This is a genomic window from Caballeronia sp. LZ035 (assembly GCF_031451175.1).
Classification (GTDB): Bacteria; Pseudomonadota; Gammaproteobacteria; order Burkholderiales; family Burkholderiaceae; genus Caballeronia.
On the sequence record NZ_JARUXS010000003.1, the window covers coordinates 670,281 to 690,946 of the forward strand.

Below are 20,666 nucleotides of genomic sequence, written 5' to 3' on the forward strand. Positions count from 1 at the left end.
GAACCGAACCGAACCGCCGAACCGATACCGAACGCCGCATGGACCCGCGACTCCTCGATTACTACAACCAGGAACTGATCTATTTGCGCGAGAGCGCAGGGGAATTCGCGCAGGCTCATCCGAAGATCGCGCGGCGTCTGGGACTGCAATCCGGCGAAATGACCGATCCCTACGTGGAACGCCTGATCGAGTCCTTCTGCTTCATGTCCGCGCGCATGCGCCTCAAGCTCGACGCGGAGTTTCCACGCTTCACCCAGCGCCTGCTCGAGGTCATCTACCCGAACTACGTGTCGCCGACGCCTTCGATGGCCGTCGTGCAGATCCATCCGTCGGGTAGCGCTGGCAATCTGAACGACGGACCCGTGTTGCCCCGCGGCACGACGCTGAAGACCCGCAAGGCCGATGGAGAAACCACGTGCTGTACGTTCCGCACGAGCCAGGACGTGGTCCTGTATCCGCTGGAGATCGTGGACGCGCGGCTGACCGGCGTTCCGCCCGATATCCCGCGGCTCGACCGGTACGTGCCCGGGCAGGCGCAGATTCGCGGCGCGCTGCGTCTGCGCATCCGCACCACGGACAAGTCGAACATTGCCATGCTGACGAAGCTGGACCGCCTGCCGGTCTACCTGGCGGGCGACGAAACCGTGGCGTCGCACCTGTTCGAACTCGTGCATGCGGCAGGCATCGTGTCGATCGTCGGCGAGCCGGGCCACTTCGGCGACGCGAGCCAGCCATTCGCCGCGGTCCAGACGAACGCCGTGGCGCACGAGGGACTTGGGCTCGATCAGGGACTGCTGCCGCTCACGTGGTCGAAATTTCATGGCCATAACCTGCTGCACGAATACTTCGCGTGCCCCAGCCGCTTTCTGTTCTTCACGCTCACCGGCCTGAGAGAAGGGCTCGCCCGGACTCGCGGGCAGGAAGCCGAAATCGTCGTGCTGCTCGACCGCGTGTCCGGCCAGCTGGACAATCTCGTCGACGCGGCGCGCTTCGCGCTCTTCTGCACGCCAGTCGTCAATCTGTTTCCAGACAGGCTGGACCGCATCGACGTCTCGGCCGCCGACACCGAAATCCACCTGGTGCCGAAGCGCCTGGCCCCGCTCGACTACGAGATCCATTCGGTCGAGCGTGTGTATGGGCGTCAGTCGGCGTCTTCGAAGCGGCTCGAATTTCGCGCGCTCTATCAGACGCTCAACCACGACGAAGGCAATCACGGACGGTATTTCTCCGTGCGCCGCGAACGGCGTCTGTTGTCGGACAAGACCCGGCGCTATGGCACGCGCACGTCCTATATCGGCAGCGAGACCTTCGTTGCGCTCGTGGATCAGCACGAGGCGCCGTATCACGAAAACCTGAGGCTGCTCGAAGCCGATGCCTGGCTGACCAACCGCGACTTGCCCCTGCTCGTGCCGCGCAATGGCGTGGACGACTTCGCGCCGCTCGAGGAGAGCAGTGCGCCGGTCGACAGCATCGGCCTGATCCGGCGGCCGAGCGCGCCGCGTCCGCCCTGCGCGGAAGGCGAGATCGCCTGGCGGCTGATCCGCCAGTTGAACTTCAACTATCTGCCGCTCGAGGCGCTCGATCACCGGCCCGGAGGACAAGGCCTGCGCGACATGCTCAGGCTCTTTCTGGGCAGTCACGACGTCGAACAGCACCGGCAGGTGGAGAGTCTCATCGGCGTGAAGACGAACGCCGTCACGCGCAAGCTGCCCGGCAATGGGCCGCTTGTGTTCGGACGCGGCATCGAATGCCGGCTGACGGTGGACGAAAGCGGCTTTTCCGGCGCCAGTCCTTATCTGTTCGGCCTGATCCTCGAGCATTACCTCGCGCGTCACGTGTCCATCAACTCGTTCACGCAAACGGAACTGGTGTCGATGCAGCGCGACCGCATCATGCGCTGGCCGGTCCGCATGGGCACACGCGGGGTGGCGTGATGGAGCGCAGGCCGTCCACGATGCTGTTGCGCGAATCGGCCCTGTCGGCGGCGCTGCTCGAACGCCTTCAGAACGAGCCTTGGCGCTTCGGTTTTCTCGCGCTCGTGCGCCGGATCAGCGCGGACACGCGCATTCATCCGGTCGGCACCGCAGCGCGTCCGGGCGCCGAACCGTTCCGGCTCGGACAGCAGCCTAGCCTGGCATTCGCACCGCGCGAGATTGCGAGCGTCGGTGAAATTGACGGCCGTTTGCATCTGCGCCTGTTCGGACTCGGCATGCTGGGGCCGAACGGGCCGTTGCCCATTCATGTCACCGAGATCGCGCGCGAACGCGAGGAAGCCCGGCGCGACTCGACCCTGAGCCGCTTCCTCGATATTTTTCATCATCGCTATCTGACGCTGCTGTACCGCGCATGGAGCAAGGCGCAGGCAGCGGCCGGACTGGACCGCGCGGACGACGAAGCCTTTTCGTTTTATGTGGCGTGCCTGACCGGGCAGGAGCGCGGCGAGATCGCCGGGCGACGCTGGCCCGCGCATGCGCATCTGGCCGCTTCCGCCAATCTGGTGCGCGAGGCACGCAATCCCGACGGCCTGCGCATGACGCTCGAACATTACTTCGGCGTGCCGGTGAGTCTCGACGAATACGTGTTCCACTGGGTCAAGGTCGAACGCGAGGAACAGACCCGGCTGGGCTTGCCGAGCCCGGCGTCGGTGATGGGTGACGGCGCCATGCTCGGCGAACAGGCGCCAGACCGGCAATTCCGCTTCCGGATCGTGATCGGGCCGGTGGGAATCGACGAATACTTGCGCTTCACGCCGCAGGGCGCGGCCTTGCCGGAACTCGTCGATATCGTGCGCAGCTTCGTGGGCCGGGAGTTCCAGTGGGAACTCGTGCTGCGTATCAGGGCGGACAGTGCGCCTTGCGCGCGAATCGGCAGCAACGAGCAACTGGGTTGGTCGGGCTGGCTCAATTCTTCGCCCGACGGCGAGCCCGTCACCGGAATGCGCTTCGATCCCGAAGACTACGCGGGGCAGGTCGAGCCGAGCGTCGCGGGCATGCACGGCGGGGCAGCGCCGAGCGGTTCGCCGATCAGGAGAACATCATGAGCAAGAAGCCCGGATCGACGTCGCCACCGGACGCGCAAGACGACTGGATGACGCCGCTCGACCCCGCCGCACCGTGCGGCGTGGACCTCGAATACGACCCCGAGTGCGTGGTGCTGTTCGCTCAGGCCGTCGCGCGCGCCGATGCCCAATACGGCGACTTCGTCGGCACGGCGGAGCCGGTCAACTGGAGCGAGATCGAACGCGATTGCCGCCGGCTCATGCGGCGCAGCAAGGATGTCCGTCTGGCGGTCCTGTTCACGCGTTGCCGCACGCGGCTGGCGGGCGCGCGGGGGCTCGCGGAAGGACTCGGCGTGCTGTCGGCGTGGCTGACATCTTATGGCGAGACGATTCATCCGCAAACGGGGGTGGATGAAGACCGGGACGCCGCGCTGGAGATCCGCATGAACGCGTTGCAAACGCTGACCGATACGAACGCTCTGCTTGCCGATGTGCGGGATATCGCGTTCGTGCGCTCGTCGGTGGCGCGTTTGCAGGTACGCGACGTCGAGCGCGCCTTTGCGCAGCCGAGACCGAGCGACGCGTTGTCGGCGCAATCCGTGACGCAGCAACTGCGCGATCTGCGCATCCGGCAGCCCGACGTGCTGGCCGGTTTCGATCTGGCGCTGCACAGCCTCGGCCTCATCGATGCATGGAACCGCGAGCAGCTGGCCGCGTTCGCAGCCGATCTGGCGCCCTTGAAGCGTGCGCTTGAACGGGTGGTCGGCGAGGGGCCGGTTGAGCGGGCAGGGATGGAGGCCGACGAACTCAAGGAGCCCGACGAACCCAAGAAGGCCGCGCAGGCGTCAAACCCGGCAAAGCCCGCCACGCCACCCGACGACCCGCACAACGAAAGCACATTGGCGGGACGCGACGCAGCGATGCACGCCATTCGCGATGCCCGCCACTGGTTCGAAGCGCATGAGCCCAGCAGTCCGATCCCCGTGTTGTTGCGCCGCGCGGAACGGTTCGTCGGCAAGCGCTACGGGGAAGCTGTGAAGGCTATCCCCGCTGCCGTGCTCGCCGAGTGGGACGCGGAAGAGTCGCCCTAGCGGCGTGCATGCCGGATCCGGTCTTCAACGGGACGCGCGGAAGCGGTCGGCGGTCGATGGCCGATGGCCGCTTGACAAGCCCAGCGGCATCTCGGTTAGCGCGCCGCTCGACAAGCCCTTCAGCGGCATCTCGGTCTGCGCGCCGCTCGACAAGCCCATCAGCGGCATCTCGGTTGGCGTGCCGCTCGACAATCTCACCAGCAGCATCTCGGTCTGCGCGCCGCTCGACAAGCCCTTCGGCGGCATCTCGGTCTGCGCACCGCTCGACAAGCCCATCATCAGCATCTCGGTTAGCGCACCGCTCGACAATCTCACCCGCAGCATCACGGTCCGCATGCCGCTCAACAAGGCCACCCGCAGCATCTTGGTCTGCCTTTATGTGACGAATCTTCTTCCGTCGACGCCAATGCTTCTTTCGCCCATTTTCTATTCGCTGGATAATCTCTCACGAAATGCGCTGACGTTCATCGTCGAGCAGACGCGGGTCGTGCTGGTGAAGAGCGGCCTGTCGGATTTCACGGGCGTTGGCTCGTATAGTGTGGGGATCATCATCTTCGCGCGACTGTGCCTCACCTGTTTCCATAAAGCGCAGAACGCGCAAAGCACGCGAAGGTTTCCCGAACCCACTCCAGTCCTCAATCCCACTCATCACCAAGCTCTTTTTTCGGAATCGTCGTGAACAAACGCAAGATCTTAGTCACTGTCGGGACGCGTCCCGAAGCCGTCAAGATGGCGCCGCTGATCGGGCGGCTGCAGAAGGAAGACTGGGCGGAATGCCGCGTGCTCGCCACCGCCCAGCATCGCGGCATGCTGGACCAGGTGCTCGACCTGTTCAAGATTCACGCGGATGTGGACCTCGACATCATGCAGCCCAACCAGTCGCTGCCCGAACTGACTTCGCGGCTCATCACGCGGCTCGACCAGGTTCTCGACGTGGAGAAACCCGATGTCCTGCTCGCTCAGGGCGACACCACGACCGTGCTGACGGCCGCGCTCGCGTGCTTCTACCGGCGCATTCCGTTCGGCCACGTCGAAGCGGGGCTGCGCACCGGCGACCTCGACAATCCGTTTCCCGAAGAAATGAACCGCGTCGTCGCGAGCCGGCTGGCGCGCTGGCATTTCGCGCCGACGCAAAGCTCGCGCCAGAACCTGTTGCGAGAGGGCGTGGACGATGCCTCGATCTTCGTGACCGGCAACACCGTGATCGACGCACTGCTCGACGTGGCCAGCCGCTGCGACGGCGAGGCGCCTTATCAGGGCGAGCGTCGCCTGATTTTGGTGACGTCGCATCGCCGCGAGAATTTCGGTGAAGGGTTTCGCAACATCCTGCGCGCGATCAAGGCGGTCGCGGACGCCAACGAGGACACGCACATCCTCTATCCGGTGCATCCGAATCCCAACGTGCGCGATCCGGCGTACGAACACCTGGGCGGGCATCCGCGCATCACGCTGTGCGAGCCTTTGGCCTACCTGCCGTTCGTCGCGGCGATGAAGCAGGCCTACCTGATCCTGACCGATTCGGGCGGCGTGCAGGAGGAAGCGCCCGCGCTGGGCAAGCCGGTGCTGGTCATGCGCCGCGAGACCGAGCGTCCCGAAGCGGTCGAGCATGAAGTGGTGAAGCTCGTGGGTACGGACCATGACGAGATCGTATCGAGCGTGCAGCGTCTGCTCGACGACCCGGCCGAGTACAAGCGCATGGCGCGCGGCGTGTCGCCTTATGGCGACGGGCTGGCGTCGGGACGTATCGTCGATGTCCTCAAGCAGTATTTCGGCGCGTAGGCGCACCGCAGACGTATCCGCATGGTTTGGTGCGGGTGGGCGGGACACGGCGGCTCACCCATCATCTGCGCCACCCTCCGGAGATCGTGATCATCCGGTTGGTGACCAACCTATCGGCAACGAGAAGCGCCTGACGACGCACTGTTACGGCATCGCTGACGGCGCCCTGCTTGGGCGAATGGTTGGAACTGAGCATGGCCGCGTCCTGCTGCGCGATGCTGCCGCGCAGCCCAGACTGGCGTTGAGGGCCAGTCAGCAAGGACTACGGCATCGGCTTCCGTGGACACGACGACCATTGCCGGCTGGTAGAATCGCCGGGGTCATGCGTCGCCCGCGCGGAAGACGCGTTCGTGCCGCACTGTCTCTCCGCATCCTTCAACACGCAGGGCGAGGAGCGGATGCTCGCTTGCTCGCGACGAACAAGACTGTCCATGAGGCCAAGTGAGGCCTCGTGGATGCCGCACAAGTCACGCGAGCGTGCCACGGTCTAGGCAGCCGCGGTCTGCATCGCGCACTGCACGGATTCGAAGCGGCTCGCCCGCCTGTGCAACCCGCCGCACCCCGCCGCAACCTGCCGAAGGCCAGCGCTGCGTGCGTCGGCTTCGCACTTGATCCATGTCATTCGGGCGTTGAGCCAACCCGGGTCCGGGGCCGGCGCCCGCCTGCGACTATCCGGCGCGCGCTGACGCGCCGGCCATCAGAACGGAGTTTCAAACATGCAGGTCTGGTCCCGCACAGCCTCGGGAGAAGGGCGCGCCACCTTGCCCATGATCATCGGCGTCGCGTTCGTTGCTTTCCTCATGACAGGCTTTTATCTGTCGTACGCGCACTCTGCCTGGTTCTTCCAGGACGACTTTGGCTTCATCGAACATTATGCGGCGGAGGTCAAACTCCCACAGCTGTGGGACTTCACCAACTTCGGCCGCTTCGTCACCCGCAACGTCTACTGGCACTACGGCCAGCAGCTGTTCGCGCTCGACGCGCAGTATTTCTATCTCTTCAATCTCTTCTGCATTGGCGTGACGAGCGTGCTGGCCGGGCTGATCGTCTCGCGCGGCCATGATCGCTTCGCGGGTGTCGTGGCGGGCCTGTTCTACTATGCGCTGCCCGCGACCGCCGCGGCCTACGTGTGGCTGTCGAACTCGCAGCATCTGATCGGCCATCTGTTTGTGGTGCTGTTTGTCTATCTCTTCGTGAGCCGTGCGCCATCCGCTGATGGCCGCACCCGCTTCGGCACCCTCCTCGCGCTGCTGATCGTCCTGACGCTCGGCTACATGTCGAACATCTTCATGTGCATGGCGGTCAGTCTGCCCATCTGGATGCTGGTCGCGGATGCCCGGCACCGCCGGGACTGGCGCAACTATGTGGTGCCCCTGGCCGGCATCGTCTTGTTCGTCATCTTCTATCTCAAGCTCAAGGCACAGCAGTCGGGCGCGTATGGCACGTCGTACAAGCCTTCGGTTTTTTGGGAGAACGCCGCCTACTATTTCTACGGCAACGCGTCGCGGGTCGTGTGGTCGATCGCGGTGGTGGCCGGCGCGGCGTTTTCATGGGCCAAGGGCAGGCTGTTCACGGCATGGCTGTTTCTTGCCTCCCTCGCGTTCTTCCTGCCCTTCGCGTTCCTGGTCCACCAGCGCTACGAACAGTACGGCGATCTCGCGCAACTGTTCTTCCTGATGGCCGCCCTGTGCGCGCTGCACGAGTCGCTGCCGGCGCGGCGCGTGAATCTGGCGCGCTGGATCGCGGTGGCGGCGTTGTTGTTCGTCTTCGGCGCGGCATTTCGCGGCCCGATCGCCTATTTCAGCCGCGAGCCTTATGGCGCGGGCGTGCGTGCCGACATCGAAACGCTGCGCAACTATGATCGCGCTCATCCGGAAGTCTCCGTGTATTGCTTCCGTCCGAGCCAGGCAACGGTCAATACGTCAGGTGTGAAGACCTGGGATATTCCACCGGAATGGTGGTTCTCGGGCTTCGGCATGGCCTATACCGTATTCGTGAATCATGGCAAGACCTTCAGGCTCGCGTCCGGACCGGAAGCGCCCCCATGCGACGTCACGTTCCTGCTCGACAACGGACACGTGCGGATTCCCGCGAACTGATGCCGCGCGGGCCAGGGCAAGCGTCCGTCGCACGGTGCGCGGTAACATACGAACCCGCGCGCCAGACCGGTACTTCGCAAGGCGAAAAGCTTGAGGCGTGCATGGCATGGCGCTTCGGCCTGGCTCGACACCGCCACGCATGATTCGCTGATCGAAGCCGTCACGTTGCAGAAGCGTCAGGCGCTCGTTGCATGTCCGGGAGGAGATCGCCTTCCGCCGCTGGATCGAGGAAGAAACCTTGCTCGCGCTCGCCCGGCCGCTCGCAAAGAACGCGTACGGACACGCTCTGCTCAATCTACCGAAGGACCCATTCGCATGGCCATCAGCGTAACCGCCACGGCGTTGCCCGAAGTCAGGATCATCGAACCGAAGGTCTTCGGTGACGCACGCGGCTTCTTCTACGAAAGTTTCAACGCCCGCGAATTCAGCGAACTCGTGGCGCCCGGCGTCGAGTTCGTGCAGGACAATCACTCGCGCTCGGCCCGCGGCGTGTTGCGCGGCCTGCATTATCAGATCGAGCATGCGCAGGGCAAGCTCGTTCGCGTGGTGGAAGGCGAGGTGTTCGATGTCGCCGTCGATATCCGCAAGCATTCGCCGAACTTCGGCAAATGGGTGGGCGTGACGCTCTCGGAAGCGAACCATCGGCAATTGTGGGTGCCGCCGGGCTTTGCACATGGCTTCGTGGTGCTGTCGGAGTCGGCCCAGTTTCTCTACAAGACCACCGACTACTGGTATCCGGAACACGAGCGCAGCCTCGTCTGGAACGACGAGATGATCGGCATCGAATGGCCCATCGACTTCGAGCCGATCCTCGCCGCAAAAGACCGCGACGGCAAGCGTCTCACCGACGCGGAGTGCTACGCATGAGCGCACCCTTCCTGCGCACGATTCTGCTGACCGGCGTGAACGGTCAGGTCGGATACGAACTCGCGCGGACCTTGCAGGGTCTGGGGCGCGTCGTGGCGCTGGATCGCCAGGCGCTCGACCTGCGCGATCTCGACCGAGTGCGCAACGTGATGCGCGAGATGCGGCCGGCTATCGTCGTGAATCCCGCTGCCTATACGGCCGTGGATCGCGCGGAAGACGAACGCGACGAAGCGCATCATCTCAATGCAGCCTTGCCCGCGCTGCTCGCCGAGGAATGCGCCCGCGCGAATGCGTGGCTTGTACATTACTCGACGGATTACGTCTTCGACGGCACGAAGGGCACGCCTTACGAGGAGACCGACGCTGTCGCTCCGCTCAACGTTTACGGCGCAACCAAGCTCGCCGGCGAACAGGCGATTGCGGCCAGCGGCTGCCGGCATCTGATCCTGCGCACGAGCTGGGTCTATGGCGCGCGCGGCGCGAACTTCATGCGTACCATCCTGCGGCTGGCGGAGCAGCGACCGGAACTGACGATCGTCGCGGACCAGTTCGGTGCCCCGACCTGGAGCCGGAGCATCGCCGAACTCAGCGCGGGCATGCTGAGCCAGATTGCGCACGCGGAACGCACCCAGCCCGGCTCGGCCGATGCGCTCGGCGGTCTCTATCACCTGACCAACGGCGGGCGGACCTCGTGGTGCGAGTTCGCCGGCGAGATCCTGCGCGTGTGGGGCAAGACGGAACAGACCCGCGTGACGCCGATTCCGGCCAGCGCCTATCCGGTGAAGGCCCGCCGGCCGGTGAACTCGTGCCTGTCCAACGCGAAGCTCGCGGCGATCTTCGGCCTTGCCGCGCCCGACTGGCGGCATGCGCTCGAACTGTGCGCGCAGCAGACCTGATTCCCGCCTGCATCGTCATCCAGTAACATGGCCGCACGGCGCACAGTGCGGCCGGTTCAGGCGCGGACATGACCTTGTCTCGCGCCGCCTCAGGAGCCAGATCAGGGTGGGAAGAAAAGGAGCGACTCAGGCGACCTCGATGAAAGACGTCGCGCGTCTCGCCGGCGTATCGACGATGACCGTTTCGCGCGCCATGCGCTCGCCGGGCAGCGTGTCGCCACCCGTGCTGGAGAGCGTGCGCGCGGCCATCGAGGCGAGCGGCTATGTGCCGAACCGCATCGCGGGCAGTCTGTCGTCCAATCGCTCCACCGTGGTCGCGCTCGTCGTGCCGAGCCTGCGCAACGCGCTCTATGCCGAAACCATCAAGGGCATATCCGAAGTGCTCACGCGCAACGGCCTGCATCTGATGATCTCCGACAGCGGACTCGATCTCGAAGAAGAAGAGAAGCTCGTTGCCGAATACATCGCGATGCGCGTCTGCGGCGTGATCCTGCACAACACGAAGCACACGCCGCGCACCGTCACCATGTTGCGTAACAACGGCATTCCCTGCGTGGAAACCGGCAATCTCAGCAGCGATCCCATCGACATGGTGGTCAGCTACTCGAATCATGCCGCGGGCAAGGCGATGGCGCGCCATCTGCTCGACCTGGGCTACCGGCGCTTTGCGTTCGCGAGTCTCGCGGTGGCAGGCAGCGACCGGCTGCGTCAGCGGCGCAACGGCTTTCTCGCGGAACTCAAGCGCGCGGGGGCGGGCATTGCGCCGGGGCTCGTGCTCGAAGTGGAGCCGGGACTCGAAAGCGGTTCACGCGCGCTGGCGCGCATTGTCGAACAGGAGCCTTCGGTGCAGGCCGTGTTCTTCGCCGGCGACGTGCTCGCCGCCGGCGCCGTCTTCGAATGCCAGCGGCGCGGGATCGCGGTGCCTGGACGCATCGCGGTAGCCGCATCCGATGACAACGAGCTGATGCAGAACATCGTGCCGCCCATCACCACGGTCGCGTTTCCGCGCTATGAGATCGGCGTGCGCAGCGCGAGCATGATCGTCGCGCGGACCAAGGGGGTGACGCTGGCGGTGTCGAGCGTCGATGTCGGTTTCGAAGTGATCCAGCGCGGCAGTACCTGAGCGCGCTGTTTAACCCAGCCCGCTCTCGTCCATGGCCTTCAGCGCCGCGATCAACGCGAAGCGCGACTGCTCGACCGCCTCGTTCGGATTGCTGCAACGCGTGTTGTAGTAGAGATCGCGGCCGAGGCTCACGATATCGCGATTCCATTGCGCCGTGCATCCCGCCAGTTCGATAGCACGCTCCAGCACGGTGTCCGCCGGCACGATCTCGTTGACGAGATGGAACTGCTGCGCCTCCGCCGCGCTCAACAGCCGTGCGCGATAAACCATGTCCCACAGCACCTTCTTCGGCAGACTGTCTTTCACGATGGCCAGCGCGAGAAACGGAAACAACCCGTGCGCGATTTCCGGCAGGCCGAAGGTCGCGCCTTCTTGCGTGACCGCGAGATCGCACGCGGTGAGCAGGCTGAAGCCGCCCGCATGCGTGGGGCCGTTGTTCGCGCAGACTAGCGGCTTGCCGACGCGCGTCATCGCGCGTTCCATGTCGCTGAACGCGCGCGCGAAGCCGAGCCGTCCTTCGCTCGTGCCGCCCGCGCTCATGTAGTCGCCGCCGGTGCAGAACACCTCGCCGTGGCCAGTGAGCACGACACCGCTCACCGACTTGTCGATGCGCGCCGCCTCGAACGCGCGCACGGCCTGTTCGGCCATGGCCTGCGTGACGCGATTGTTTTTGTCGGGCCTGCACATCGTGAGGATGCGGACGCTGCCGCGGTTGTCGATTTCGATCGTGCCTTCCTGCGCTGCATTCATAGCGGGTTTCCGTTTGAGTGGTCGATGGGAAGATGGAAGCGTCAGCCGCGCGCCTCGCGAAGCGCCTGCGCGGCGTCCTGCATGTTCGCGTCCTGGCGATAGTGCCGGCTGACCACGGCAAGAATCAGCCACGCGATCACGCCATACGCGCCGATGGCCTGCAATCCGCCCGCCGTGCTGCCGGTCGCGTCCTTGATGACGCCCACGACGTAGGGCGCGGCGAAGCCCGACAGATTGCCGAGCGAATTGATCGCCGCAAAGCCGATGGCCGCGACCGCCGGTCCGAGCAAGCCGGGCAGCAGCGCCCAGAAGACCGGCAGCGCCGAGAACACGCCGAACGAAGCGAGGCACAGCAAGGCGAGCTTCAGCGCGGGCACGGCGACGAGTGTCGAGCCGACCAGCCCGACGATGCCGAGCGCCATCGGCAGCAACACATGGAAGCGTCGTTCGCCATGACGGTCCGAGCGCCGGCTCCACCACATCATGCCGAACGCGCCGACGGCAAACGGAATCGCGGCGACGATGCCCACCTGCATCAGACTCAGATGGAACTCGCGCACGATCTGCGGCAGGAAGAAACTCAGGCCGAAGTTGATGCCGACAATGCCGAAGTACGCGGCCGCCAGCATCAGCACGAGCGGCCGTTTGACGATGTTGAAGAAGCCGTGTTCGTTGAACGCGACGCTGCGCTGGCGTTCCGCATCGAGCGTGGCATTGAGCCACGCGCGTTCGTCGTCGGCGAGCCATTCGGCTTGCGCGGGGGAATCGCGCAGCACTTTCAGCACGACGACCGCGAGCACGAGCGAGGGCAGCGCCTCGGCGATGAACATCAACTGCCAACCCTTCAGGCCGAAGACGCCGTCGTGGCTCAGCAGCCATCCTGAAAGCGGCGCGCCGAACACGCTGGCGAACGGCATCGCGGCCATGAATACGCCCACTACGCGGCCGCGATGACGCTCCGGCACCCAGTAAGTCAGGAACAGGATCACGCCAGGAAAGAACCCCGCTTCGGCTGCACCGAGCAGCACGCGCACGATGTAGTAGCTCCATGGCCCGGTAATGAACGCCGTGGCTCCTGACAGGATGCCCCACGTGAGCATGATGCGCGCGATCCAGCGGCGCGCGCCCACGCGCTCGAGCGCGAGGTTCGACGGTACTTCGAAGAAGAAGTAGCCGATGAAGAACAGTCCCGCGCCGAGGCCGAACACGGTGGAAGAGAACTTGAGATCCGCGCTCATGGTCAGCGCGGCGAAACCGACGTTGACGCGATCGAGGAACGAGATCACGAAACAGATGATGAGCAAGGGCACGAAGCGGCGCGTGACCCGGCGCATGGTTCGCGATTCGATGTCGGACATGGGCTTGTCTCCTGAGGGCGGCCGGGCGCTTTGGGTTCGGCTTTGTGCATGCATTATCGCGAGCGAGCGGTGTCTTCGAGGAATAGGGGAATACCCTTCGAACCCGTTTCATATAACCCGTTTTATGGATTCAAGGCATTGATATTTAACGAGAAAATTAAATGTACCCTGGCGTGATATCGATATCAAAAACTTGCCCGCGCATCTTGCCTCAATGGCTGAGTTATCGATATCATGAAACCTCGTCATTCACGCAAGCAGGGGAGAAGACCTTGAACCGTTCCGCCCAATTTCGCGAGTTGCTCAAATCCCCGCCGTTCGTGTGCCTCGGCGCACACGACGCCGTCACCGCCATGCTGGCCGAACAGGCCGGCGCGAAAGCCATCTATGTGAGCGGCTTCGCGGCGTCGGCCATCGTCGCCGGGCAGCCCGACGTGGGCCAGCTCACGCAGACGGAAATGTTCGATCACATCCGCCGCATCTGCCGCGTGACCAAGGTGCCGGTCTTCGCCGATGCCGATACCGGTTACGGCGGCGTGCTCGATTGCCAGCGCACCATCAAGCTGTGGGAAGAAGCGGGTGCATCGGTGCTGCATCTGGAAGATCAGGCCGTACCGAAGAAGTGCGGGCACTTCGCCGGCAAGCAGCTGGTGCCGAAGGAAGAGATGCAGCAGAAGCTCGCCGCGATGCTGGCCGCGCGCACGGATCCGAATTTCTTTATCGTCGCGCGCACCGATGCGATCGCGGTAACGGGTCTGAACGACGCCATCGAGCGGCTCGAATCGTATGCCGCGATCGGCGCGGACGGGCTGTATGCCGATGCGCCGGAAAGCATCGATCAGATGCGCGAGTTGATCCGTCGTCTCAAGCCGCTCGGCAAGCCGATCCTGTTCAACATGGCGCGTTCGGGCAAGAGCCCGTATCTGTCGCTGAAGGAAGTGCACGAGATCGGTTTCGACTACGCACTGTGTCCGATCGAACCCATGTTCGCGATGCACAAGGCCGTCAAGGAAATGATGGAGATCTTCATGCGCGAAGGGTCCACCAATGCCGTGGCGGACCGCCTGACCTCGTTCGAGGACTTCAACAAGTTCGTGGGTCTCGACAAGGCCGTCGCGGAAGAGGCGCGCTACGCGAACATCGGCCGCTGATCGTCCGGTGTTATCGGGCGCCAAGACGCCCGCCAAGCCTGGAGGAGACATGCACATCAAGGACCGCATCAGGCATTTTGCCGCTCAGGGCGGGACCTGGAACGCCTCGCTCGATGCGCTCGCGGAGACGGCGCCCGAGTTCATCGACGCGTGGCTCGACTTCGCGGGCAAGCCGCTTCGGCACGGACCGCTCGCACCGAAGACCAAGGCGCTGATCGGTCTTGCGCTCAATGCGGCGATGACGCATCTGCACGAAGACGGTATCCGCGAACACCTGCGCCGGGCGCTCGAACACGGCGCGACGCGGGAGGAACTGGTCGAAGTGCTGCAACTGGTCAGCGTGATGGCCGTGCATGCATGCACGCTGGGCGTGCCGATCCTCGCCGAATGCCTGGCGCTCGATCCGCATCAGGCCGACGAACTCCAGCGCAGCGACGCACGCCGCGACGCCTTGCGCGCGGAGTTCGAGGCCAAGCGCGGCTACTGGAATCCGCTGTGGGAAACACTGCTCGCGCTCGATCCGGAGTACTTCAAGGCCTTCATCGATTTTTCGGTGGCGCCGTGGCTGTCGGGTGCGCTGGAGCCGAAGGTCAAGGAGTTCGTGTATATCGCGGTGGCGGTATCGGCGACGCATCAGTTCGCGCCGGGAACGCGCATCCACATGAAGAACGCTTTGGGGTATGGCGCGAGTGCGGCCGAACTGCTGGAAGTGATGCAGCTTGCCAGCGCGATGGGCATTCAGAGCTTCACGGTGGCGTGGCCCTTGCTCGACGAAGCGATCGCGGAGCATGCGGCGGCGGACGCGTTCAGACCTGATCGAGGCGGAAGTCCCTGAGCGTGTCGAGCTGCTTCTGCACGCCGCGCGCGCGATGTTCGCGAAACAGGCGTTGCGCGGTATCGGCATCGGCGCGGGCGAGCGCGGCGACGATCTCGCGATGTTCGCCCGCCGATGCATGCGGTTTCGGCCCGAGCTTCAGCGTGATGAAACGCACGCGATGAATCTGGTCCCAGTACTTGCGCACGATCTGTTCGAGCCGCGCGTTGCCGCACAGTTTGAGCAGATGCAGGTGGAAGGCTTCGTCGGCGGCGGCCCAGGCTTCGAGATCGTCTTTTGCGAGCGCGCGGTCCATGGCGACGCACGCGCGTTCGAGCGCTTGCAGGTCCTTCGCGGCGGGCTTGCGCGTGGCGACGAGTTCCGCGGCGGTCGCTTCGAGGCTGGTGAGGATCTGATAGATCTCGCGCATGTCCGCGACGGATACCGGCAACACGCGCATGCCACGACGCGGCACGAGTTCGACCAAGCCTTCGTCGCGCAGACGCACCATCGCCTCGCGAACCGGCGTGCGGCTCACGCCGAAGGACTCGGCGAGATCCTGTTCGGTGGCGTAGGCGCCGGGGCGCAGCGCGTTGTCGAGAATGCGCGCGCGGATCTGCGCGAAGACGGTGTCGGAGGAAGTCGTGCGGGAAGAAGGAAGGGCGGTCTCGTTCGCTGGAGTCTTCGGCATGGAGGTCGCTCGATGATGATGCGCGCTGTCGCGGGCGTGCCAGGTTGAACGCATTATAGCCAGCGTGTTCACGCTGCATGACGATGTTCCAGGAGACCTGCATGGATGAACTCGAAGTCCGCACCATGCGCCGGGTGCTGCGGCGCTATGTGCCGCTGTTGATTGTGTGCTTTGTCGTGTCGTTTCTCGACCGCGTGAACATCGGCTTCGCTGCACTCACGATGAATCGCGCGCTCGGTTTCTCGGCGACGACCTTCGGCATCGGCGCGGGCCTGTTCTTCATCGGCTATGTGATTTTCGAGGTGCCGTCGAACCTGATTCTCGAAAGGGTCGGCGCGCGCCGCTGGATTGCGCGGATCATGCTGACCTGGGGCGTGCTGTCCGCCTGCATGGCCTTCGTGCAGGGACCGGCGAGCTTCTTTACGTTGCGCGTGCTGCTCGGCATCGCCGAGGCGGGGTTCTTTCCCGGCATCATGCTGTACTTCACGTACTGGATTCCGGGCGCGTGGCGCGCGCGCGTCGTGAGCGTCTTCATGGCCGCGATGCCGTTCGCCAACGTGTTCGGTTCGCTGTTGTCGGGCTGGTTGCTCGGACTCGACGGCGTGTTCGGCCTGCATGGCTGGCAGCTGATGTTCATCGCGGAAGGTTTGCCGGCCGTATTGCTCGCGTTCGCCGTGCTCGCCGTGTTGCGCGATACGCCCGCGCAGGCGCAGTGGCTTGCGGCGGACGAGCGCGCATGGCTTGCGAACACCATCGCCGCCGAACGCGCCCGCGTGCCCGCCGCGCCACACGGCGGCTGGAGCGCAGTGCGCAACCCGGTGATCGTCGCGCTGGCGCTGGCGTATTTTGGCATCAACCTGTCGATCTTCGGACTGAGCTTCTTCCTGCCACAGATCGTGCGCGAGTTTCATCTGAGCCTGTCGATGGTCGGCGTGGTCGCGGCCATCCCGTTCTTCATCGCCGGGTTCGGCATGATGTGGTGGGGCAGGCGCTCCGACCGTCACGACGAACGCCGCTTCCATGTGCTGCTGCCGATGGCGCTCGCCGTCATCGGACTCGGCGGCTCCACGCTCGCGGCCGCGCCGGTCCTCAAGCTCGCTTGTCTCTGTCTCGCGGCGTTCGGCACCTTCTCGGCGGTGGCGATCTTCTGGTCCACCTTGCCATTGCTGCTCGGACCTGCGGTCGCGGCCATCGGCTTCGGCGCGATCAATTCGTTCGGCAATCTCGCGGGCTTCACCGCGCCCTATGCGATCGGCGTCGTGAAGGACGCCACCGGTCATTTCGACGCCGGCATCCAGCTGATCGCGCTGTACGGCTGCTTTGCGCTTGCGGCGCTGGCGTGGGCCATGCGCGGCCGGCATGGCCGCACCGGAAACGACGCGAACGAACTCGCCGCCACCGAGCGTCCCTGATCCACGAACCTCAATGACATCGATGAACATCGTCTTTCTCGACCGCGCCACCCTCGCTCCGCAGACCCGCTTGCGCCGTCCGGATTTCGCGCACGTGTGGCGCGAGTATCCGGCGACTGCCGCGCATGAAGTCGCCGAACGCATTCGCGATGCCGACATCGTCATCACGAACAAGGCGCCGATCAGCGCGGCCGCGCTCGACCACGCGCCGCGCGTGAAGCTGGTGGCGGTGGCGGCGACCGGCACGAACGTCATCGACCTGGAGGCGTGCAAGGCGCGCGGCATCGCTGTCTCGAACATTCGCGACTATGCGCGGCACACGGTGCCCGAACATACCTTCGCGCTGATTTTCGCGTTGCGGCGCAGTCTGATCGCGTATCGCGAGTCGGTGCGCGCGGGCCGCTGGGAAGAGAGCGGCCAGTTCTGTTTCTTCGATCACCCGATCCGCGACCTCGCCGGCTCGACGCTCGGCGTCATCGGCGATGGCGCGCTCGGACGCGCGGTGGCCGCACTGGGACAGGCGCTCGGCATGCGCGTGCTGATGGCGGCGCACAAGGGCCGCGAAGGCATGGGTTCGCTGTACACGCCGTTCGACACGGTGCTGCGCACGAGCGATGTCATCACGCTGCATTGCCCGCTCACGCCCGCGACGCGCAACCTGATCGACACGCCGGAGTTCACCGCGATGGAGCGCCGCCCGCTGCTCATCAACACGGCGCGCGGCGGGCTTGTCAACGAGCATGCGCTGGGGCCGGCGCTGCGGGAAGGGCGGATTGCCGGCGCGGGCTTCGACGTCGCGACGTCCGAGCCGCTCGCCGCCGAACACCCGTTCCGCGCCTTGCTCGACCTGCCGAACTTCATCCTGACGCCGCACGTCGCGTGGGCCAGCGAGGAGGCCGTGCAGGCGCTGGCCGATCAGTTGACCGACAACCTCGAAGCGTTCGCGCGCGGTGCGCCGCGCAACCTCGTCATCGTCTGACAGACACCGTTTCCGGAGACCGACATGCAGGCTGACACCCGTATCGGCGCACGCCTCGACAGCGTGCCGCTGTCCCGCTATCACTGGAAGTTGCTCGCGTTGATTGCGGCGGGCATGTACTTCGATTCGTTCGACATCTACATTGCCGGCACCGTGCTCGCCGCGATGATCAAGAGCGGCGAGTCCACGCTGCAACTCAACGCGACTTTTGTGTCGGTGACCTTCATCGGCATGATGGTGGGCGCGTGGCTGTCGGGCGTGATGGGCGACCGCTACGGACGACGCTTCTGCTATCAGTTCAATCTGCTGATCTACGGTCTTGCTTCCATTGCGGCGGCGCTCGCGCCCTCGATGACCTGGCTCATTTTCTTCCGGCTTGTCATGGGCATCGGGATGGGCGCGGAGATCGTGGTCGGCTACGGCACACTGAGCGAGTTCATTCCGCCTGCGTGGCGCGGCCGCTTTGGCACGATCGTCAATCTCATCATCAACTCGTCGCTGTTTCTTTCGACGCTGCTCGGCTGGATGATCGTGCCGCATTACGGCTGGCGCTGGATGTTCGCGATTGCCGGCGTGGGCGCGCTGGTCGCATGGTTCCTGCGCAAGCGCATGCCGGAATCGCCGCGCTGGCTGGCGTCGAAAGGGCGCGAGCGCGAGGCGCTGGCTGTGGTCGAGTCTATCGAGGCGGCTTGCGGGGTGACGGCTGCTGTGTCGCCTCCGGTTGCGCGTGAGAGCGTGCCTGAGGCGAGCAGCCGCCTGCGCGATTTGTTCGCGCCGGGCATGCGGGCGCGGACCATCAGTGCAATCACTGTGCTCGTGGTGCAGTTCGTCGCGCAGTTCGCGTTCGTCAGCTGGATCCCGACGTTTCTTGTCAAGGAAGGTCATACGATCTCCAGTTCGCTCGGGCTGACGGCCATCATGTTCGCGGGCGGACCGGTTGGATCGCTCATCGCGTTCCTGTTGACCGAGCGCATCGGGCGCAAGTGGGGCATCGTCGCGTTCTCGCTGATCTGCGCGGCGCTCGGGGTGGGTTATCCATTCGCGCAATCCGAAGTCGTGATCGCCGTGCTCGGGTTCGCGATCACCGCGTGTCTCTATGTGCTGTCGTCGTTCACGATCGCCAGTTATGTGCCGGAGCTGTTTCCCACTGCATTGCGGCTGCGCGGCACGGGGCTCGCGAATACCATCGGGCGCGCGGTCAGCATCGCGCTGCCGTATGCCGTGGCGGCGGCGTATGCGGGTACCGGCATCGCGGGCGTGCTGACGCTGATCGTCGGGACGCTGATGGCGCAGGCGTTGATCGTGGGGATGTTCGGGCCGGAGACGAAGAACCGTTCGCTAGAGGATATTTCGGTGGGGACGGCGGCGGCGGCGCGGGAGCATGAGGAAGGGATGGGGGCGTTTGAACGGGGCAGGTGAGGTGCTTGCGTCGGCAGAACGCAAGCGAAGCGGACAGTCCGAAGGCTCCGTCACTCACGGTACGCGGCATGGCATGGACGCCAGGAGCATGAATGCGATTCTTTCGTGGCTTGCCTGAGTGCGGTGCTTCTGCTTCTCTTCACTGACTTAACAATTCGGAATTTAATCATTCCGTTGCAGTGCCGGATGCAGCAGGCTCGATAGCTTCGATCAACGAGGCTTCGAGCAAACGATGCAGACATGGCACCTCACCCATCCGGTAGAACGTCGCCTGATGGCGGTGCATGAAGATTGGTTGCGCTTTCGCAGTAGGCTGCGCGCGTGTCTTTTCTATGGGCCAGCGAACTTTCGTGCGCTTGATTGTGGCCTGTGGATCGATCCGGCACTGCGCGCGAACAGCAATGTTCAGCATGTGGCGCAGCAGGCGCTTGGCCGCGTTGGTATTCTCCACCGACACCGCAGCGAACTTACAGCATGTTTTTGAACACGTCCCGCTTGGCGTCGATTATGGCCTGTTCAATTGATCTCGCGTATTGACAATAGTATCGATCCCGGTCGAGCATTTTATGACGATGCAGTTTCATGGGGGCGGAGCTGGCTCAGGGAGAACGGGTGGGAACATCTTTTGGAGTAAGTCAGGATGCGAGTTAAGGACATTATTGATTTATTGGAGGGCGGCGCAAAGTCCGATCCGAAGCAGGGGGATTGCTTTGTCATGCACTTGAGAGGAGTCGGCTTCATTCCCGGACTCGTTGTAAAGGATGACTTCAGATATGGGAAGGAAGATCTCTTGTTGATCTATATTTACAATGAGTTCGGTACAAAGAAAAACGCGAAATTCGAGAGGAATAAAAATAACCTGCTTGTTCCTCCCGCGCTCGTGACCAAGCTGGATTGGAGAGCGAACGGCGGATTTGAGAATGTGGCCTGCTCCCAGGAGGGAATGGATGTCTTTGACGATCACTGTTTTTTCGATGATCTGAGAATGCGCTACATTAACGAAGAAAAGAAGGTATGCGAAAAATTCGAACCATGTAGCATTTATGCTATTTCGAATGTCGGAGCGGAAGCTGTAGCCATTTATGAGAAACTTAATCCCGATATCGATGTTGTCGAATAGATGACGTTTCGATGAAAAGGGGGCGCTGAAATGGCCTTTCATTTGTTCGCTCAGCGGCAATACCAGCTGCCCCTGTTCAAGGGCGATCCTCACACGCTGCCTCGGTGCAAAGCCGGTTG

Annotated in this window: 20 protein-coding genes and 1 pseudogene; 16 read left to right on the forward strand and 5 right to left on the reverse strand. The window is 64.1% G+C overall.

What is annotated here, in order from left to right; all coding sequences use genetic code 11:
- The first annotated feature begins 38 nt into the window (after positions 1-38).
- From tssF to QCE88_RS25970, 3 genes are read left to right on the forward strand one after another with little or no spacing between them, the layout of a single operon-like run.
- Positions 39-1,934, forward strand: a complete 1,896-nt coding sequence (tssF, locus tag QCE88_RS25960; RefSeq protein ID WP_309907713.1) for a type VI secretion system baseplate subunit TssF — start codon at positions 39-41, stop codon at positions 1,932-1,934.
- Positions 1,934-3,040 (forward strand): type VI secretion system baseplate subunit TssG, encoded by a 1,107-nt coding sequence (gene tssG, locus QCE88_RS25965; RefSeq protein WP_309908771.1) that lies wholly within the window; start codon positions 1,934-1,936, stop codon positions 3,038-3,040. The genes tssF and tssG overlap by 1 nt, the downstream gene beginning before the upstream one ends.
- Positions 3,037-4,089, forward strand: a complete 1,053-nt coding sequence (locus tag QCE88_RS25970) for a type VI secretion system ImpA family N-terminal domain-containing protein (RefSeq protein WP_309907715.1) — start codon at positions 3,037-3,039, stop codon at positions 4,087-4,089. Before tssG ends, QCE88_RS25970 begins: the two co-directional genes overlap by 4 nt.
- Before the next feature lie 24 nt (positions 4,090-4,113).
- Here the strand turns inward: QCE88_RS25970 and QCE88_RS25975 are convergent, their stop codons facing one another.
- A complete protein-coding gene (locus tag QCE88_RS25975) occupies positions 4,114-4,296 on the reverse strand; it encodes a hypothetical protein (RefSeq protein WP_309907718.1) in 183 nt (60 codons plus the stop codon).
- On the opposite strand from QCE88_RS25975, the gene QCE88_RS25980 reads away from it, so the two are divergent.
- The 7 genes and pseudogenes from QCE88_RS25980 to QCE88_RS26010 all read left to right on the forward strand — a co-directional run bounded on the left by QCE88_RS25980 (position 4,268) and on the right by QCE88_RS26010 (position 10,853).
- Positions 4,268-4,768 carry a hypothetical protein gene (locus QCE88_RS25980; protein ID WP_309907720.1) on the forward strand — a complete coding sequence of 167 codons (501 nt, stop codon included), beginning with the start codon at positions 4,268-4,270 and terminating at the stop codon, positions 4,766-4,768. The two genes, QCE88_RS25975 and QCE88_RS25980, sit on opposite strands and share 29 nt — an antisense overlap.
- Positions 4,765-5,868, forward strand: coding sequence for a non-hydrolyzing UDP-N-acetylglucosamine 2-epimerase (gene wecB / locus QCE88_RS25985; RefSeq protein WP_309907722.1), 1,104 nt, complete (start codon positions 4,765-4,767; stop codon positions 5,866-5,868). The genes QCE88_RS25980 and wecB overlap by 4 nt, the downstream gene beginning before the upstream one ends.
- Before the next feature lie 716 nt (positions 5,869-6,584).
- Positions 6,585-7,967 (forward strand): hypothetical protein, encoded by a 1,383-nt coding sequence (locus QCE88_RS25990; RefSeq protein ID WP_309907723.1) that lies wholly within the window; start codon positions 6,585-6,587, stop codon positions 7,965-7,967.
- A gap of 117 nt (positions 7,968-8,084) precedes the next feature.
- Positions 8,085-8,298, forward strand: a pseudogene (locus QCE88_RS25995) (glucose-1-phosphate thymidylyltransferase); the annotation flags it as partial.
- Entirely contained in the window at positions 8,283-8,834 is a 552-nt protein-coding gene (gene rfbC, locus QCE88_RS26000) for a dTDP-4-dehydrorhamnose 3,5-epimerase (protein WP_309907725.1), read from the forward strand. The pseudogene QCE88_RS25995 and the gene rfbC, both read left to right, overlap by 16 nt.
- Positions 8,831-9,730 (forward strand): dTDP-4-dehydrorhamnose reductase, encoded by a 900-nt coding sequence (gene rfbD, locus QCE88_RS26005; RefSeq protein WP_309907727.1) that lies wholly within the window; start codon positions 8,831-8,833, stop codon positions 9,728-9,730. Before rfbC ends, rfbD begins: the two co-directional genes overlap by 4 nt.
- A gap of 139 nt (positions 9,731-9,869) precedes the next feature.
- Positions 9,870-10,853 carry a LacI family DNA-binding transcriptional regulator gene (locus QCE88_RS26010; protein ID WP_309907729.1) on the forward strand — a complete coding sequence of 328 codons (984 nt, stop codon included), beginning with the start codon at positions 9,870-9,872 and terminating at the stop codon, positions 10,851-10,853.
- Between the two features lie 9 nt (positions 10,854-10,862).
- On the opposite strand, the gene QCE88_RS26015 is transcribed toward QCE88_RS26010, so the two are convergent.
- Both QCE88_RS26015 and QCE88_RS26020 read right to left on the reverse strand, forming a co-directional pair.
- Positions 10,863-11,603, reverse strand: a complete 741-nt coding sequence (locus QCE88_RS26015; RefSeq protein ID WP_309907731.1) for an enoyl-CoA hydratase/isomerase family protein — start codon at positions 11,601-11,603, stop codon at positions 10,863-10,865.
- A gap of 41 nt (positions 11,604-11,644) precedes the next feature.
- Positions 11,645-12,961 (reverse strand): MFS transporter, encoded by a 1,317-nt coding sequence (locus QCE88_RS26020; protein WP_309907734.1) that lies wholly within the window; start codon positions 12,959-12,961, stop codon positions 11,645-11,647.
- Positions 12,962-13,233: 272 nt separating this feature from the next.
- On the opposite strand from QCE88_RS26020, the gene QCE88_RS26025 reads away from it, so the two are divergent.
- Both QCE88_RS26025 and QCE88_RS26030 read left to right on the forward strand, forming a co-directional pair.
- Positions 13,234-14,112, forward strand: coding sequence for an isocitrate lyase/PEP mutase family protein (locus tag QCE88_RS26025; protein WP_309836317.1), 879 nt, complete (start codon positions 13,234-13,236; stop codon positions 14,110-14,112).
- Positions 14,113-14,161: 49 nt separating this feature from the next.
- Positions 14,162-14,947, forward strand: coding sequence for a carboxymuconolactone decarboxylase family protein (locus QCE88_RS26030; protein WP_309907736.1), 786 nt, complete (start codon positions 14,162-14,164; stop codon positions 14,945-14,947).
- Here QCE88_RS26030 and QCE88_RS26035 read toward each other — a convergent pair.
- Positions 14,919-15,617, reverse strand: coding sequence for a GntR family transcriptional regulator (locus QCE88_RS26035; protein ID WP_309907738.1), 699 nt, complete (start codon positions 15,615-15,617; stop codon positions 14,919-14,921). The genes QCE88_RS26030 and QCE88_RS26035 overlap by 29 nt on opposite strands.
- 101 nt (positions 15,618-15,718) lie before the next feature.
- On the opposite strand from QCE88_RS26035, the gene QCE88_RS26040 reads away from it, so the two are divergent.
- The 3 genes from QCE88_RS26040 to QCE88_RS26050 are packed head-to-tail and all read left to right on the forward strand — an operon-like array spanning position 15,719 to position 19,427.
- A complete protein-coding gene (locus tag QCE88_RS26040; RefSeq protein WP_309907740.1) occupies positions 15,719-17,029 on the forward strand; it encodes an MFS transporter in 1,311 nt (436 codons plus the stop codon).
- 22 nt (positions 17,030-17,051) lie between these two features.
- Positions 17,052-18,008, forward strand: coding sequence for a D-2-hydroxyacid dehydrogenase (locus QCE88_RS26045; RefSeq protein ID WP_309908773.1), 957 nt, complete (start codon positions 17,052-17,054; stop codon positions 18,006-18,008).
- Positions 18,009-18,032: 24 nt separating this feature from the next.
- On the forward strand, positions 18,033-19,427 hold the full coding sequence (locus tag QCE88_RS26050) for an MFS transporter (protein WP_309907743.1): 1,395 nt from the start codon (positions 18,033-18,035) through the stop codon (positions 19,425-19,427).
- 166 nt (positions 19,428-19,593) lie between these two features.
- Here the strand turns inward: QCE88_RS26050 and QCE88_RS26055 are convergent, their stop codons facing one another.
- Positions 19,594-19,878, reverse strand: a complete 285-nt coding sequence (locus tag QCE88_RS26055) for a hypothetical protein (RefSeq protein WP_309907745.1) — start codon at positions 19,876-19,878, stop codon at positions 19,594-19,596.
- A gap of 189 nt (positions 19,879-20,067) precedes the next feature.
- Here QCE88_RS26055 and QCE88_RS26060 point away from each other — a divergent pair, with 189 nt between their 5' ends.
- Complete coding sequence (locus tag QCE88_RS26060) at positions 20,068-20,547, forward strand: hypothetical protein (protein ID WP_309907747.1); 480 nt, start codon at positions 20,068-20,070, stop codon at positions 20,545-20,547.
- Positions 20,548-20,666: the final 119 nt, after the last annotated feature.